Raw genomic sequence first — 16996 nt, 5'->3', positions numbered from 1 at the left:
CTATACTTAAAAGAGAAAATCTGGACTTCGATGTCGCTGTTCGCTGATATGCGCCGTTGTATATCAGTTATGTTTTTTAAAGAGATATCGCTTTAATTGTTTTCAATCATACCACTTTGCTCAAAGTTTGTCAAGTAATTAACAATTTTTATCCTACATGTTATACGCCATTAACAAAATCCGGGCAATTTCTGCCATGGTCTGCTCCTTATCCATAGCCTGACGGCGAATATAGGAATATGCCTCATTTTCAGAAAGCTTCCTGTGCTCCATTAAAAGCCCCTTCGCCTTTTCAATGTATTTTCTGTCCTCCAGCGCTTTTTTTGTTTTCTCACATTCCCTTTCTGCCTTCATAATATGATCTTCCTGACAAAGAGCTACCTCCACCGCTCCCAAAAGCGCTGATTCCTCTACCGGCTTCACAAGATATCCCATAATATCCTCCTGGGCTGCCTGATGCAGCAGCGCTTTATTGCGGCAGGAAGTAAGCACAATGATAAAACCTGCCAGCTTCTCCCTGTGGATCACCCGAATTGCCTCAAGCCCGGTCATAACAGGCATACTCAAATCCATAATCACAAAATCCGGACGTTCCCTTCGGCATACCATAACTGCTTCCAGCCCGTCTGCTGCTTCTCCCACAACCTGATACCCATTATTCTGAAGAAATTCCACTGCCTTTTTACAGGCTTTACCATCATCATCTGCAACCACAACCCGATACATAATTCCCCCTTCATCCAATACTCCAAACTTAAAACTGGAAATTTTTGTCTATTTATTAACAATTTTCACTATGTGAAATCATTGTATCATGGGGGGAATAAAATTGCAACTTAAGGCAGCCGGTATCACTGCATAAAGCCTGCAACAGCCTGGTTCAGATGAATCAAACGCCTCTGGATCCGTTCATCTTTAATAGTTAATCCCCAACACCGCCAGTTTCCCGTCTCTCATCCCAAATACAATATTGGGCCCGCCGTTTTCTCCAGTAAGGACAAAACCAGCCATACTTGGGGAGCGTGCCGTCTCATCTGCCGCGTGAGAAGCCTGTACTTCAGATTCCTTTTTCTCAGCTTCAGGAGCTTTTTCCGTTTCTTCTGTATGTGCTGTCGTTCCTTCCGTCCTGGCTGTTTCTGATACAGCGCTTGTCTCCTGTACGCTTTTTGTTTCTTCCTTTGCTCCGCATCCAACAGCCAGTGCCATTACAGCTCCTGCGATCAATAATACATTCCATCTCTTCCTCATATTTCAATTCTCCTTCCCAGTTTATTTTACAATTTTCTTTTGTTTTGCAAATTTCAGATTAGTTTCAGGGTTTTAAAAATTTTTCTTGATTTTTCTCAAAAGTGCCCGTATACTGTATCACGAAGCGGACGCCGCAGGAGCGCCCCATACGTTTCAGACAGCAAACTGCTGTGCATAAGATCAAAAATTATCTGCCACCGGGTAGGAATGTTGAAAGCATTCACATACGCATCGATAGGTCTTTGAAGATGTGTATATGAATGCTTTTTATATATCACCGGCAGATAAGGAGGACATCATGAAATCATTTACCACACTCAAAAACTACTTTTCAAAAACAGAGCTGATTCTCTGGAGTACCTCAGTCGTTTTGATTCTGATTGCTTTCTGTCTCTTTGACCGGACCAGTTATATGACCCTTTGGACCTCATTGATCGGAGTGACTTCTCTCATCTTCTGTGCCAAGGGAAATCCCATGGGACAGCTTTTGATGGTGCTGTTCAGCCTGCTTTACGGAATGATTTCCCTGAACGTTTCTTATTATGGAGAAATGATCACATATCTGGGAATGACCATGCCTATGGCTGTGTTCTCTCTGATCACATGGCTGAAAAATCCATTTAATGGAAATCGTTCGGAAGTCGAAATCTACCATATCAAACGGCATGATATTGTGCTTATGTCCGTTTTGACTGCAGTCGTGACCATCCTGTTTTACTTTATTTTAAAGGCCTTTAACACTGCCAATTTAATCCCCAGCACGATTTCTGTAACTACCAGCTTCCTGGCTGTATATCTAACCTTTAAGCGCAGTCCCTACTATGCGGCAGGATACGCCGCCAATGACCTGATCCTGATCATACTGTGGACTATGGCCTCAATGGAAGATATCAGCTGCCTGTCTGTAACCGTATGCTTTGCCGCCTTTTTTGTAAATGATATTTACGGCTTTTTAAACTGGCGCAGGATGGGACAGCGACAGGCTGCGGTGGCTGCAGGCAGCTAAAAAGCTGTCCCCCTAAAGGAACAGCTTCCAGACTGCAATCAATATAGAAAATACTGCGATCCCCCGTTTTAAAACGCCCTGATTTATGCGCACTGCGTTTTTGCTCCCCAGATACACGCCAACGCCATGGCTTGCCAGAGCGGCAGCCAACACAGGCAGGAGCGCCGGGACATCGCACTGGCTCATGTAGCCGATACAGGCCGGAATCCCGATAAAAATGGAGTTAAACAGGGCAATTCCTACTGCCACACGAACGCCGGTGCCGAATACTACTAAAAGCGGCATCACCAATATTGGGCCGCCTGCTCCGGACAAAGCACAGATCAAACCCGTAACAAACCCCAGAAGCAGGGTGGGGACAAGATGCTTCTCCAGTCGAAAGCCCTTCTCCTTTGCCCCGGCGGCCCCGGCAGCCGCCTTTTTCTCCGTCTCAGCAGCTTTTCCGTCCTTTCTCAGCAGAATGGAAATACCGGACAACAGCACCACCACATACAGAAGTATCTTGACCTGCTCTTCCGGGATAATCAAATTCAGCTTTACGCCCAGAACCGCACCTGCCATACTTCCTGCACTTAAGCGCAGACCAAAGGACACGTCCAGATTTCCAGCTTTTTTATAATTGAAAGATCCCAGCGCGCCCGACAGGATAAAGGCCGCAAAGCTCAGTGCAAGTCCCTGGGTGACGCTCATCTGCAGAAGGCCTGTATACACGATCGGAAGGAGAAATCCCGCCACTCCGGTAAGCCCTACCAGACCGCCGACTCCGAAATTGGATAATATAACTGTCAACCAGAAACAGAAAACCTTAGAGGATTAAATTTTTCGTTAAAAGCCATATCAAACCTGCCTGAGCGCAGCGAGTTTTTAATATGGCTTTTGCTTTTAGAAAAATTTCAGCCCCTTAGGTTTTCTTATGGCCGGAAACCGGAGTCCTGAACACCAGACGCCAGAGTGCGGTGTAAAGTGCGGAAACTCAAAGTCAATTTTCCTCTTGTTTCCCTTCCCGAAAACAGTTATAATTCTCTTTACTGCCCATTTTCAGGCTAAAAAGAGGAAATATCAAGTAATCAAAATCATTGATATTAGTGCTTAAAAGTGTTTGAATATACTCGAGGAGGATTATTTATGAACACTTCTAATATCACTAATTACAAACCAAAAGATTTTGCTGGATTATTAGGTGTCTCTGTTAAAACGCTGCAGCGTTGGGATAGAGAGGGGATTCTGAAAGCAAACCGTACTCCAACTGATAGACGTTATTACACTTATGACCAATATCTTCAATTTAAAGGCATTCATACCGAAAATGATGATCGTCAGACTGTTATTTATGCCAGAGTATCTACAAGAAACCAAACGGATAATCTACAAAACCAGGCAGCGTTTTTACGTCAGTTTTGTAACGCCAGGGGAATGATCGTAGACCAATGCATTGAAGAGTATGGAAGTGGTCTTAATTACAACCGTAAAAAGTGGAATCAATTATTGGATGAAGTGATGGAACAAAAAATCAGGACGATTATAGTCACGCATAAAGATAGATTTGTCAGATTTGGCTATGATTGGTTCGAAAAATTCTGTATGAAGTTCAACACGACCATAGTAGTAGTAAACAATGAAGAGCTATCACCACGGGAAGAACTTGTACAGGATATTGTTTCCATCCTTCATGTATTCTCCTGCAGGTTGTACGGACTTCGTAAGTATAAAAAACAAATAGAAGGAGATGAGGAGATTGCTAAAGAACTTCAAGACGGAAATAAATCCAACAGAGGAACAGAAGGTTAAGATCCGTAAGAAGATAGGAACGTGTAGATTTATCTATAATTTCTATCTTGCTCACAATAAAGAACTTCATGAAAATGGTAAAAAGTTTATGAGCAGTCATCAATTTAGAGTCTGGCTTAATAATGAATATCTGCCGGATCACCCGGAATATGCATGGATCAAGGAGGCATATTCAAAAGCAGTAACCCAGTCTGTAAATCATGGACAGACCGCATTTACAAGATTTTTCAAACATCAAAGCGGCTTTCCTAAATTCAAAAAAGGGTAAGTCGGATGTAAAAATGTACTTCGTGAAGAATAATCCAAAGGATTGCCGCTGCGAAAGACATCGGATCAATATCCCATCCCTTGGGTGGGTCAGAATCAAAGAAAAGGGATATATCCCTGCTACAAAAGATGGATATGTCATAAAAAGCGGTTCGGTCTCCATGAAAGCGGACAGGTTTTATGTTTCAGTTCTGATAGAAATACCGGATAACAAAACAACCGATATCTACAGCGAAGGGATTGGCATAGACCTTGGATTAAAAGATTTTGCCATTCTCTCAAATGGTAAGAAATATAAGAACATTAATAAATGAGCAAGACTGAAAAAACTTGAAAAACAACTGATCCGGGAGCAGAGATGTCTCTCCCGTAAGTATGAAAATTTAAAGAAAGGAGAGTCCACTCAAAAAGCAAATATACAAAAGCAAAAGCTTAAGGTACAGAAACTTCATCATCGGATAGACAATATCCGAACTGATCATATCAATAAGGCCATCGCTGAGATAGTGAAAACCAAGCCGTCTTATATAACGATTGAGGATCTGAATGTATCAGGAATGATGAAGAACCGGCATCTTTCAAAAGCAGTTGCATCACAGAAATTCTATGAGTTTAGGACAAAGTTGAAAGTGAAGTGTGATGATAATGGCATTGAATTAAGAATTGCAGACAGGTTTTATCCATCTTCTAAAATATGTCATTGTTGAGGTTCTATAAAAAAGGACTTAAAACTTTCAGACAGGATCTACAAATGCAGTTGTAGTTATGTAGAGGATAGAGATCTTAATGCGAGTCTTAATTTAAAAGATGCAGTAACTTACAAAATTGCATGATCAGGCAAGTGTAAGTATGTACCGAAGGCTATTTCGGGAATTGACGACTGTGGAGTGTACAAGAACCTGTTAGTAGCAAGTTGCCAGCAACTGCCAACGCATACACAATGAAGCAGTAAAAAGTATCCGTGAGGACTTTAATTTCTCGATGTGTTTGAGTATAGTTGAACACATTTTGAGTGGCAGGTTTTTACAAATGACATTTTATCAGGAACTGCAATTAAATTCCGCTGGTTCCAAAGCCCTGATCCGGATCACCCGGGACAAAAAGGAACGTATGCGCCACATTCTTATCTACAACTTCAAGGTCTATCTGGTTGTCGCCTTCTGCTTTGCCGCCGTCACGCTGTTCAGTATGATATTTGGAAATGAAAACAGTATCGCCGGAGTAGTTGTGCTGCTGGCTCTTTTAGTGCTGCGCCAGGCCGATTTTGGAATCCATACCTCTCACGGGCTTTTATGTATTGCCGGCATCTTCGGCATTCTCATGACCGGCCCCAGACTGTCCAATATGGTATCTCCCTTTGCCGCCTTTTTTATCAATCTGATCTGCATCCTGCTTTTGATGCTTTTAGGCTGCCACAATGTAATCATGTCCAACCATTCTACCTTTGTGCTGTCCTATCTGATTCTTCAGGGCTATGATGTAAGCGGCTATTCCTGGATGATGCGTACGGCCGGGCTTTTTGTAGGTATGCTTTTATGTATGGCAGTATTTTATAAAAATCAGAAACACCGGCTTCACAAAAGAGAATTTAAGGATCTGTTCCACGAATTTGATCCCCGCTCCCTGAGAAATCGGTGGTATATCAAACTGACCTTATGTGTATCTACGGTACTTTTAATTGCATCCCTTCTCGGTATCCCACGGGCCATGTGGGCCGGAATTGCCTGTATGTCCGTGTGCCTTCCCTTCCAGAAGGATCTTGTAAAACGGGCTCACATACGCTGGATCTACAACATCCTGGGATGCATGATCTTTCTTGTAATCTATGCCGTTCTGCCTAAAGAACTCCATCCCATGATCGGACTTTTAGGCGGCATCGGAGTGGGATACTCTGCCGGATACCCCTGGCAGACGGTATTTAATACCTTCGGCGCCCTCTCCATTGCCTCCGGACTTTTCGGTGCGGCCGGCGCTGTGATCCTGCGCATTGCAACCAATGCAGGCGCTGCCTTCTATACAGCTCTGATGGGCAGTCTCATTGACAGGGCTTCCGACCGGCTTTTCTGCAGGGAATAGAATATGGAAAATCAAAAAACAGCCCAAGGGCCGCCGCCATTTTCAGGCAGCACACCCTGAGCTGTTTTTCATTTTAAAATATTACTTAAGCTCCGGCCAATACTCCTTATTTGCCACAATAAGCTCATCCAGGATCTGCTTTGCCACACCGGCGCTTGGCACGGTCTTGGACAGAGTAAGAGCCTGCCACAGCTTTAAGTAGCTCTTCTCTACATAAGCCTCTACCACAAGCTTCTCAACTGCCAGCTGCTCCTGCATCATCCCGCGCTCAAAGGTGGGGATCTCGCCCTGGCACATAGCCTCAGGACCGTTACTTCCTACTACACAGGGAACCTCTACCATGGCGTCGGAGTCAAAGTTGCTGATCGCGCCCTTGTTCTCCACGATGCACAGCATGATCTCATGGGTGTTGTAGGCGATAGCCTTTGCCAGAGACACGATAAAGGAAGCGTGATTGTCCACGGTAAACTCGCCGCCGGTGGCCGTACCCTTGCGGATGATCTCTCTGGCTGCGCCGAATACCTCTTTCTCACGGCCTTCGATCACCTCGTCGGCGCGAGTGTGGTTTGGGTCGGAATGTTCTACCACATAGTCGGGATAAAGATAATATTTCAGATAAGTATTTGGTAAAAACTGGGGATCCAGTGCCAGAAGGTCCTTTGCCTTTCTGTGGGTTGCCTGCCAGCTCTCATCCATGTGCTGAGTCTCAATGGCCTTCTGAGTAAGGTAACCGTTTTCAGACACATACTCTAAGAGCTTTGGCATATAATCCTCGCCTGTGGTCTTATCCTTTACGCTGGTCCACCAGCCGAAATGGTTCAGGCCGAAATAGCGCACATCCAGATCATCATACTCTTTTCCCACAATGTAGGCCATTCTTCTTCTGGTTCCTACGGGCATATCGCAGATATTGATGACTCTTGCATCGGGACGCAGTACCCGGCAGGCCTCTGCCACGATAGCAGCCGGATTGGAGTAGTTTAACATCCAGCACTCAGGAGAATATTTTACCATATAGTCAATGATCTCCAGCATACCGGTGATGCTTCTCATACCGTAGGCAATACCGCCCGGTCCGCAGGTTTCCTGACCAACCACACCATACTTTAAGGGGATTCTCTCATCTAACTGGCGCATGGCGTATTTTCCCACACGGATATGTGCCATACAGAAATCCTTTCCTGTAAATGCTTCCGCAGGATCTGTGGTGTAGGAGAAATGAATGTGGGGTGCTTCCTCCTTCATCAGTATCTCCAGCGCTTCCCCGATGACAGCCTGACGCTCCCCGTCATTGTCGTAAAGGGTAACGGAATTTAACGGAAAATCCTCCTGGTGCTCCAGCATCATTTTCACGATTCCCGGTGTATAGGTGCTTCCGCCGCCTGCGATTACTACATCAAATGCTTTCTTTGCCATATCTGCATACTCCCTTTCTAAACTTTACTGATCCAGGCCCAGTTCCCTATCCACTGCCTGTCTCACCTGGTTAATGTGGAGACCGTAAATTACCTGTACGTTTTCTCCCTTTTTCATCACTCCGGCAGCTCCTGTCTTCTGCTTTAAAACATCATCCTGTACCAGAGTATTATCCTTTACAATCAGACGCAGACGGGTAAAGCAGTTGTCTACCTTTACGATATTGCCTGCTCCGCCCAGGGCTTCCACGATCAGAGCTGCGTTGATTTCTTCGCCCTTTGCGTTCTTTTTGCCTTCCTGCTTCTCCTTGTACTCAGCCTTGGTATGAAGCTTCATTTCCATGCCCTCAGACTCACGTCCCAGAGTTTTTAAGTTGAACTTGGCGATCATAAAACGGAACAGCAGGTAGTAAACTACAAATTCGCCTACACCGATCAGCAGGTACGTCGGCCATGCTGTCTTTTCAATCCCCAACGGCAGGTTGTAAAGGATAAAGTCAATAAAACCATTCGGTCCGATGGCACGGCAGTTCAGCAGGTTAAATACAACCATACCCAAACCGCTTAATACAGCGTGCGCTACAAACAGGATAGGCGCTGTAAACAGGAAAGAGAACTCGATGGGCTCTGTTACGCCTGCGATAAAGGAGGTAAATGCCGCCGGGATCAGGATTGCCTTGATCTTTGTACGGTTCTCCGGTCTTGCAGTATGGTACATAGCCAGACATGCGCCCACCAGACCGAACATCTTGGAAAGTCCTCTTGCATCCCATACAACAGAAGCGGATAACATCGCTACGTTCGGATCTGCCATTTCTGCATAGTAAATGTTGCGGCAGCCCTCAAATACCTGTCCTGCCACCTCAACAGTACCGCCAAGATTGGTGTACAGGAACGGAGTGTATACCAGATGGTGAAGTCCTGTGGGGATCAGCAGACGCTCTAATGCTCCATAAAGGAAGATTCCGAAGTTTCCGGCCTGATTGATGAAATATCCCAGCTGGTCAATACCGGACTGAACCACCGGCCATACATAAGTCAGCACTACTGCCAACAGGATAACCACAGGAATCAGAACGATAAATACGAAACGTGTTCCGCCGTAAATCTGGAACGCATTGTTAAATTCTGTATCAATAAAACGGTTGTGTACATACGCGGTCACGCAGCCCAGGATCATTCCCAGGAATACGCCCATATCCAGAATCTGGATTCCCAGAACCATCGCCTGTCCGGTTCCTCTTAAGGCTGCCGGATCAGCTAAAATACCGCGAAGATCCATAAATTTGTTCATGGCATTGATAAATACCAGAAATGCCAGCATGGCAGTAAATCCGGCTTCCGCCTTTTTCTTCTTTGCCAGTCCAACTGCGATTCCTGCACAGAAGATCAGTCCCAGGTTATTTAAAATAGCCACCAGAGCGCCGGATAAGATGGTTCCGAAGCCCTTTGTTACCGGATTATCCAGGAATGGAAGGATCTCGATCAGTCTTGCGTTTGTAAATACATTTCCCACTGCAATGAGAAGACCGGCGATCGGAAGGATCAGCACCGGCATGAACATAGCTTTGGAAAATGCCTGCATTATGCTCATAACTTTTTCTTTCATTTCATACCTCTCCGTTTTTCTAACTTTAACCCCGCGTGGTCGATGATTGGATTATACGCAGACAACGGGCAAAAGTACATAGATTTCAGACAAAAGAAAACGTGTTACCCGGATGTGTAACACGTTTTCTTATCCCAGAGAAACCTGGTAATATTCATAAACCAAAAGCTCGATCATGGTCATTATCTTAGAAAAAAACAGGGTCGGCTTCATGTTTCTGTCATCTAAAGGATTGTCATCCGGCACCTCTATAATACAGCCGCAGTGCTCCTTTAAGGGGCTTGCCCCGTCATTGGTAAAGCCCACGGTAAACACTGTGTTCTCCTCTGCCATTTTCACACGGTTGAGCACATAGGGAGAACGGCCCGATCTGGAAAAAACGATAAAAACGCCGATATCCTCCAGATTATTCTCAAAGACTCCAATGGAATCAGCCCCATCAGAAAAAATGCACTTGATTCCCAATACCAGCAGCTTTTTTGCCAGATATTCTGCCATCATGGATGAAAATCCCATGCCATAGATAAAAACCACCTGATCTGTCTGGTAGATCTTTTCTGCAGCCAGACGGAGGCTGCGGTAATTTTCCATGGAAACAGCTCCCTCTCCTGCAAAATGGCTGATAAAGCCCTCGTTCAGCTCATAGCTCTGGCTTCCTTCTCCCACAGCCCCCAAAAGCTTATAATACATCTCAATAAAACCGTTATAGCCCAGCTTTCTGGAAAGACGCATCACCGTAGAAGTAGAAGTAAAATTAGCCTTTGCAACTCCCCGGACCCCCAGCTTCAAAGCCTCATCAAGATGAAGCAGCAGATATTCCAGCACCGCCTGCTCTGTATCCGTCAAAGACACACCGCAGGTCAGCTTATTCAGATCCAGATTCATAAATTTCTCCTCCCTGCTCGGGCAGCTTCTGCAGATATCCAACTGCCACGATCCGGTCGATCAGGTCAATATACCTGCCATCCCGGTAGCTGTACCAGATCTGCTCACAAACCTGACGGAATGCTTCATATTCACTGTCTGTCAGCTGAGTGATCACAGCATTTTTCTGTAAAAGCGCTTCTCTCACAGCCGCCTCTTCCTCAGCCCACAGCTTCCTCTGATATTCGCAGGATTCCTCCGCCGTCTTATCCAGAATCAGCAAATCTCCTTCGGACAGCTTTTTCCGGCTTTCCAGGCTCATCACAAGCACATCTGCAGACCGTGTGTGATTGTCCTCTGTAAAATAAGGCGCCACCTCATAAAATGCCTGAGCATAATAATTTACAATGGAATTTTCCGCCGCGTCTGCCTCCTTTGACTGCAGCGTACGGTACAGTTCGGAATAATCCGCAGTTACCGGCCTTGCCCCCAGTGCTCTTGCCATAGAAAGCGCTGTTTCCGACTGCTGAACCCGTACGTCAAGTCCCTCAAGATCTCCAGGACTGTGTATTTCCCCCCTGGAACTGTAAAAGCAGCGGCTTCCTCCGTCATAGTAGGTCAATCCGTACATCCCAAGCTCTGCCATCTGCGCTCCTTTAAGCAGTTCTTCACCGATCGGGCCATTATGAACCGCCCAGAAATGTTCCGGATCCTCATAAATATACGGCATTCCCAGTACATTAAATTCCTCAACAAAATTTCCCAGAGCCGAAACATCTGCCTTTACGATATCTGTTCCTCCGTACTGAAGCTGCTCTAAACAGGCGCGCCCGTCCCCCATATCCGCATTATTCAATACTTCTATTTTTACCCGTCCCTCCGTCCGCTCCTCTACCTGCTCCGAAAACCATTCCACCGCTTTTGTTGTAATGCTTTCATCTGGAAGATTATTCTTTAAAAGAAGCGTTATCGAAGGCTCTGCCATCCGACCGTCAAAGCCATCGGAAGCAGAACCGCAGGATGCCGCTATCAAACAAAGTACAGCGGCAGCAGTCAGAAAAAACAGCCGTTTTTTTCTATTCACCATGATTTTTTCCTTTTGTTTATCTTATCGCAGCAGCCATCATTTATTCATCAAAGCAGCCAAGAACCGTCTCTAAAAGCAGCCCATTGGCAGTATCATTGATCCGCCGCTCCTCCTCTGCCTCCGGCCCCTCTGCGCCTTCCGGGTTTTCACCGCATATATCTGCTCCGATCAGTGTACGTCCTTTAAGAAAAGTCCTGATAAAATCCGCCGTTTCCGCTATGCCTGCCTGTCCCTGATCCCAGTTGGTGCGGGCAAAATCGGGCGAAAGGACATCCTTATCAATGGAGAGATACACAGAATCCTCAGAATCCTCCAATCGCCGGATATCTCCGGCGCATCCAGAATCCCCAAAGCATCTGGCATATTTTAAAGCTCCGGCTCCCCACTTCTCCTTAAGTGCCTCCTCCGGAATCCATACCACCTTTTTCCACAGTTCTTCCGGAAGCTCATTTTCCGCTTCTTTCACTGCCTCACAGGGTGGGCCTGCCAGAAAAACCCGGTTCAGATAAGGATTCTCCTCCAAAGAGGCCCGAATCCATCCCCCGCAGGAGAGAATATCTCCAAACATGGGCTGCTGCAGATCTGTGTGATGATCCAGTACCAGAAGATCGAAGGGTTCCTTCACCTGATCCAGCCACAGCTTTGTGACATAATGATAATTGCCGGAATCCAGAAAATGGATCCCATCCGCTCCAAGAGGCTCCATCCTTTCCTTCAGCTCCCTTTCCCCCTCTTCGTCACAGTAGCAGTTGGTGCCGGGAATTGTTCTGCAGTCCAGCCATATTCTGTTTTCCTGCGGAACCGTTTCATAAAAGCTCTCTGTTTCGTAGATCCCGCTGAAATTCATCAGAACCACCTGTTTTTTTCTCATTTGTTTCTGGCTCCTTTTTACAGTGCTGTTCCCTTCTTCGGAATATAAAACCGGCCCATATCCATGCCCTCCAGTTTAAGCAGTGCTTCCTTTGTCCGAATCCCGCCTCCAAATCCGGTTAGATTTCCTCCCGTTCCTACAACCCGGTGACAGGGAATGATGATGCCTATGGGATTATGTCCTACCGCTCCTCCCACTGCCTGGGCAGACATCCGCAAAATGCCTTTTCGGTCTGCCACCTGCTTTGCAATCTGGCCATAAGTTATTGTACAGCCATAGGGGATTTTTAACAGTTCCTCCCAGACCACCTTTCTGAAATCACTTCCCTGCGGCGCCAGAGCCGGGGTAAAGTCCGGCCTTTTTCCTGAAAAGTAAATATCCAGCCATTCCCTTGTTTCTCTCAGAATCCGGGGGATTTTGTCCGCAGCAGGAATACATACCTCACGCTCTTTCGTCAGCCGCTCTACATCTTCGGGATACCGCTCTTGTGGAAAGGAAAGCGCCGTCAAAGCATCCTCTGAAGCTGTAAGAGTCAAAGCACCTACAGGGGACTCATACACTGTCTGATAAATGATTCTTCCTTTGTCATCCATCCGCTCAAATTCTCCTGCTCTCCCAGATCATACCGTTTTTCGTGCCGCTCCCGCCATCTGTCCGATCAATCCCGGCCCAGAGTCCGGTTCGCCTTCAGGCAAAGAAAAAGGAGCCCTGCGGCTCCCTTCCCTTCTTATCACCTGCAGGCAGATTACTTTACTGCGATTGCCTCGATCTCACATAAAACTCCCTTTGGAAGAGTCTTTACTGCTACGCAGCTTCTTGCCGGCTTGGAGGTAAAATACTTTGCATATACTTCATTAAATGCTGCAAAGTCGCCCATATCTGCTAAAAAGCAGGTGGTCTTGAATACCTTATCGAAGCCGCTGCCTGCTGCCTCCAGGATAGCGCCTACGTTCTTACAGCTCTGCTCTGCCTGAGCGGCAATGCCGTCTGCTACTGTACCGTCTGCCGGATTTACAGGAATCTGTCCGGAAGTATAGATTACCCCATTTACCTCAAATGCCTGAGAATAAGGTCCGATTGCACCTGGTGCGTTCTTTGTGTCAATTACGTTCATTCCGAAAACCTCCTAATACCTTAATAAGGCCTATTATAGCCGACTTTTATACATTATGCAATGTTTTATTCTTAATGCAGATCCTATGTTTATGCATCACTTACAGAGGACAACAGAGACAGCAGATATTCCTTCGTATTCCTCACCGGATCCTCCAGCACCAGTTCCAGAAACTGCTGCAGCCGGGTTCCAACCTCTTTTCCGGGCTTCATCCCCGCCTTTATAAGATCATTCCCCGTAACTGCCAGCATTTTAAGGCTTATGCAGTCGCCATCCCGGCGGATCTCATCTCTGAGACTGCAAAGTACTCTCAGGCACTCCGCCGCAGGCGGACACTCCTCAGCCAGACACAGCTTTACCCTAAGGAGATCGTCAAACAGCTCCGGCTCCATCCGACTCATAGCCCGGCGCAGTCCGGTTTTTATCCTGTCATTATGCTTGGAAAGCTCTTTTTTTAAATATCCAGCCTGTATAGCTGCACCGTCTTTATCGGACTGTATACTGTCCTCTGTCGGCTCCCCACACAGGGAAATTTTAATCCACTGAACCAGAGTCTTTACCCTGTAAATAGTATCATTATCCAGCTTCAGCGCCTTAAGCACCAAAACAGCCTCTTTAGGCTCGCATTTCCGCATAAAAACCGCCCAGCGCAGTGATTTTTCCGCCGGAACAGAGGACGGTATGTGAAAGCAGGAGCCGCCGGAAATCTCCGGGATCCGGTGAAAGGTCTCTGATACCCAGGGGCTGATCCCTGTCTCGTAAACCTGCCGGATGCGTCCGGGAAGGGGGCTTATAAGAAGCTTTGTAAGCTCCACCTGAACCCGCTCCCGGCTTACATGGACCAGATTGGGAGCAATTTTTTTTATGGCATTTTCCGTATGCTCCTCAATTTCAAACCCAAGCTGGGCGGAAAAACGGATGGCTCTTAAAATGCGCAGAGCGTCCTCTGTAAAGCGCTCCTCTGCCGCTCCCACACAGCGGATCACACCATCCTCCAGATCCTTCCGGCCTCCAAAGGCATCCACAAGACCGCGATCCCGGTTATAAGCCATAGCATTGATGGTAAAATCCCGGCGCTTTAAGTCCTCAATGAGATCCGGCGTAAAGGTCACGCTGTCCGGATGACGGCCATCAGTATAATCGCCGTCAATCCGGAAGGTAGTAACCTCGTAGCCTTCCTTTCCCATCATTACAGTCACCGTGCCGTGCTGGATTCCTGTATCCACGGTTCTGCGGAATACAGCCTTGACCTCCTCCGGTTTTGCACTGGTGGTAATATCCCAGTCTCCCGGCTCCCGTCCCAGAAGCATATCCCGTACGCAGCCGCCTACCAGATACGCCTCATATCCATGCTCACAAAGCTTTTCTACAATCTCCTGTGCAGCAGCGGGAATCTGTATTTTCATCAATATGCCCGTCCCCAGTAAACCATCTTTTTCGCCGGCTTGCCGCAGCATACGCAGTGGTCGGAGAGATTCTCCTGCTCAAAGGGCATACATCTGGAGGTAGCGCCTGTCTCTTCCTTAATCTTATCCTCACACTCACGGCAGCCGCACCACATAGCCTTTACAAAACCTGGCTTATTGTTAATGGTATCCACAAACTCATCCCATTCTGTAGCAGTATAGGTATGAGCCTCTCTGTGAGCTCTGGCCTTTTCCAGCATATCCTTCTGAATGGTTTCAAGCAGTTCACCGGCCTTTGCCTCCAGCTCGTCCAGGCAAACAACTGTCTTTTCGTGGGTATCTCTGCGCACCAGAACGGCCTGATTCTGCTCCATATCCTTAGGACCGATCTCCACACGCAGAGGAATACCTCGCATCTCGCAGTCTGCAAACTTCCAGCCGGGGCTCTTGTCTGTATCATCTACCTTTACAGCATAGCCGGACTTCACCAGCCGGTCTCTCAGCTCAAACGCCTTGTCTAAAACGCCTTCCTTCTTCTGCTGGATCGGTACAACCATGATCTGTACTGGAGCAATTCTCGGAGGCAGAACCAGGCCGTTGTCATCGCCATGTACCATGATAATAGCGCCGATCATACGGGTTGTCATACCCCAGGAAGTCTGGTAAACGTGCTTTAAGGTATTGTCCTTATCTGCAAACTGGATGCCGAAGGCCTTTGCAAAACCGTCGCCAAAGTTATGGCTGGTACCGGACTGCAGTGCCTTTCCGTCATGCATCAGAGACTCGATGGTATAGGTAGCCTCTGCGCCTGCAAACTTCTCCTTGTCTGTTTTCTGTCCCTTTACAACAGGGATCGCCAGAACCTGCTCGCAGAAGTCAGCGTACACATTTAACATCTGTACGGTTCTCTCCTCTGCCTCTTCCGCTGTGGCATGAGCCGTATGGCCCTCCTGCCATAAGAACTCTCTGGAGCGCAGGAACGGACGGGTTGTCTTCTCCCAACGGACAACAGAGCACCACTGGTTGTAAACTCTCGGAAGATCTCTGTAGGAGTGAATGTCCTTTGCGTAAAAATCACAGAATAACGTCTCAGAGGTAGGTCTTACACACATACGCTCCTGAAGAGGCTCCAATCCACCGTGTGTCACCCATGCAACCTCAGGCGCAAAGCCTTCTACATGATCCTTCTCCTTCTGAAGAAGGCTTTCCGGAATAAATACAGGCATATATACGTTCTGCACGCCTGTTTCCTTAAATCTGCGGTCCAGCTCCTTCTGGATATTCTCCCAGATTGCATAGCCCGCAGGCTTGATTACCATACAGCCCTTTACGCTTGCATAATCGCAGAGTTCTGCTTTCTTTACCACATCCGTATACCACTGGGCGAAATCCACGTCCATGGATGTGATGGCTTCTACCATTTTTTTGTTGTCTGCCATGATGATTCTCCTTTTCTTTTCTATATAACAAAAAAGCCATCCAATCCCATGCATCTATGCGCTCTGCAAGGGACCGAACAGCTCGGCGGTACCACCCTGATTAGTCTTTATGACTCTCTCTTTTATCCATTAACGCCGGATCTGCGCTGTATTCATCATACAGGGCTCCAGGGCCGGTTGGGTCCGGGCTTTCGTAAGGAACTTCCACCTTTTGTTCCTCTCTCTGCAACGTGCTCCGGGCTTACTATTCCCCTTCTTAGCCTTTCTCATGTATCTATGTCGCATCATGGAAAGTATGTCTTTCGTTATTGTAAATTCTACGACGGATTGTGTGGTTTGTCAACATGGATATTTTCCCGACGCTTGAAAAAATATGCCGCAGATACCAGATGAATCCGGCTCCTGCGGCATATCGCTGTTCATTTATGTTACAACACATTTCTTAAAGCAGATTATTAACGATACCATGGTACAATCTGAATACGAAGCTCAGAACCACCATCATAGTAGAAATCTCCTACTTCCTTTAACTTATAGCCTTCCGGTACATTGGTCAGCTCGCTGGAGTTTACATTTCCCTTTCCGTCTACAAGGCCCGCTGCCCAGATCTCTCCGTTCGCCCATACATGGTTTTCTTCCTCGCATACATACACTACATTTACCATTCCACCAAGTTTCTGCTCCGGTACAATCTGAACCCGAAGCTCTGCGCCGCCGTCATAGTAGAAATCTCCTACTTCCTTTAACTTATAGCCTTCCGGTACATTCGTCAGCTCGCTGGAATTTACATTTCCCTTTCCATCTAC

Annotated in this window: 16 protein-coding genes and 1 pseudogene; 4 read left to right on the top strand and 13 right to left on the bottom strand. The window is 46.8% G+C overall.

The window, feature by feature from the left end; all coding sequences use genetic code 11:
• Positions 1-153: 153 nt before the first annotated feature.
• Both ACZM6M_RS10645 and ACZM6M_RS10640 read right to left on the bottom strand, forming a co-directional pair.
• Positions 154-726 (bottom strand): ANTAR domain-containing response regulator, encoded by a 573-nt coding sequence (locus ACZM6M_RS10645; protein ID WP_337434565.1) that lies wholly within the window; start codon positions 724-726, stop codon positions 154-156.
• Positions 727-915: 189 nt separating this feature from the next.
• Complete coding sequence (locus tag ACZM6M_RS10640) at positions 916-1248, bottom strand: hypothetical protein (RefSeq protein ID WP_337434566.1); 333 nt, start codon at positions 1246-1248, stop codon at positions 916-918.
• Between the two features lie 298 nt (positions 1249-1546).
• On the opposite strand from ACZM6M_RS10640, the gene pnuC reads away from it, so the two are divergent.
• Positions 1547-2254 carry a nicotinamide riboside transporter PnuC gene (pnuC, locus tag ACZM6M_RS10635; RefSeq protein ID WP_337434567.1) on the top strand — a complete coding sequence of 236 codons (708 nt, stop codon included), beginning with the start codon at positions 1547-1549 and terminating at the stop codon, positions 2252-2254.
• Positions 2255-2266: 12 nt separating this feature from the next.
• Here the strand turns inward: pnuC and ACZM6M_RS10630 are convergent, their stop codons facing one another.
• Positions 2267-3043, bottom strand: coding sequence for a sulfite exporter TauE/SafE family protein (locus ACZM6M_RS10630; protein ID WP_337434568.1), 777 nt, complete (start codon positions 3041-3043; stop codon positions 2267-2269).
• Positions 3044-3394: 351 nt separating this feature from the next.
• Between ACZM6M_RS10630 and ACZM6M_RS10625 the strand changes: the two genes are divergently transcribed.
• The 3 genes and pseudogenes from ACZM6M_RS10625 (at position 3395) to ACZM6M_RS10615 (ending at position 6385) form a co-directional block, all read left to right on the top strand.
• Positions 3395-4042 carry an IS607 family transposase gene (locus ACZM6M_RS10625; protein ID WP_418926759.1) on the top strand — a complete coding sequence of 216 codons (648 nt, stop codon included), beginning with the start codon at positions 3395-3397 and terminating at the stop codon, positions 4040-4042.
• Positions 3981-5142: pseudogene (locus ACZM6M_RS10620) on the top strand (RNA-guided endonuclease InsQ/TnpB family protein). The gene ACZM6M_RS10625 and the pseudogene ACZM6M_RS10620 overlap by 62 nt, the downstream one beginning before the upstream one ends.
• Before the next feature lie 196 nt (positions 5143-5338).
• Complete coding sequence (locus tag ACZM6M_RS10615) at positions 5339-6385, top strand: FUSC family protein (RefSeq protein WP_337433351.1); 1047 nt, start codon at positions 5339-5341, stop codon at positions 6383-6385.
• A gap of 81 nt (positions 6386-6466) precedes the next feature.
• Here ACZM6M_RS10615 and ACZM6M_RS10610 read toward each other — a convergent pair whose 3' ends face one another.
• The 10 genes from ACZM6M_RS10610 to ACZM6M_RS10565 all read right to left on the bottom strand — a co-directional run.
• Entirely contained in the window at positions 6467-7801 is a 1335-nt protein-coding gene (locus ACZM6M_RS10610) for a 6-phospho-alpha-glucosidase (RefSeq protein ID WP_066544783.1), read from the bottom strand.
• Between the two features lie 24 nt (positions 7802-7825).
• Positions 7826-9409, bottom strand: a complete 1584-nt coding sequence (locus tag ACZM6M_RS10605) for a PTS transporter subunit EIIC (protein ID WP_418763593.1) — start codon at positions 9407-9409, stop codon at positions 7826-7828.
• Positions 9410-9538: 129 nt separating this feature from the next.
• Entirely contained in the window at positions 9539-10294 is a 756-nt protein-coding gene (locus ACZM6M_RS10600; RefSeq protein ID WP_066544789.1) for a MurR/RpiR family transcriptional regulator, read from the bottom strand.
• Positions 10275-11360, bottom strand: coding sequence for a DctP family TRAP transporter solute-binding subunit (locus tag ACZM6M_RS10595; protein WP_489490369.1), 1086 nt, complete (start codon positions 11358-11360; stop codon positions 10275-10277). Before ACZM6M_RS10595 ends, ACZM6M_RS10600 begins: the two co-directional genes overlap by 20 nt.
• 40 nt (positions 11361-11400) lie before the next feature.
• On the bottom strand, positions 11401-12231 hold the full coding sequence (locus tag ACZM6M_RS10590; protein WP_489490367.1) for a hypothetical protein: 831 nt from the start codon (positions 12229-12231) through the stop codon (positions 11401-11403).
• Between the two features lie 17 nt (positions 12232-12248).
• On the bottom strand, positions 12249-12806 hold the full coding sequence (locus ACZM6M_RS10585; RefSeq protein ID WP_066545291.1) for a methylated-DNA--[protein]-cysteine S-methyltransferase: 558 nt from the start codon (positions 12804-12806) through the stop codon (positions 12249-12251).
• A gap of 170 nt (positions 12807-12976) precedes the next feature.
• Complete coding sequence (locus ACZM6M_RS10580; protein WP_066544793.1) at positions 12977-13345, bottom strand: RidA family protein; 369 nt, start codon at positions 13343-13345, stop codon at positions 12977-12979.
• Between the two features lie 89 nt (positions 13346-13434).
• Positions 13435-14751 carry a CCA tRNA nucleotidyltransferase gene (locus ACZM6M_RS10575; RefSeq protein WP_489490364.1) on the bottom strand — a complete coding sequence of 439 codons (1317 nt, stop codon included), beginning with the start codon at positions 14749-14751 and terminating at the stop codon, positions 13435-13437.
• On the bottom strand, positions 14751-16190 hold the full coding sequence (gene proS / locus ACZM6M_RS10570; protein WP_066544797.1) for a proline--tRNA ligase: 1440 nt from the start codon (positions 16188-16190) through the stop codon (positions 14751-14753). Before proS ends, ACZM6M_RS10575 begins: the two co-directional genes overlap by 1 nt.
• A 455-nt stretch (positions 16191-16645) precedes the next feature.
• The coding region (locus ACZM6M_RS10565) for a hypothetical protein (protein WP_489490363.1) at positions 16646-16996 on the bottom strand (351 nt) is incomplete at its 5' end.

The organism is Enterocloster sp. (genome assembly GCF_057861365.1).
This window is presented reverse-complemented; position numbering and strand designations above follow the sequence as displayed.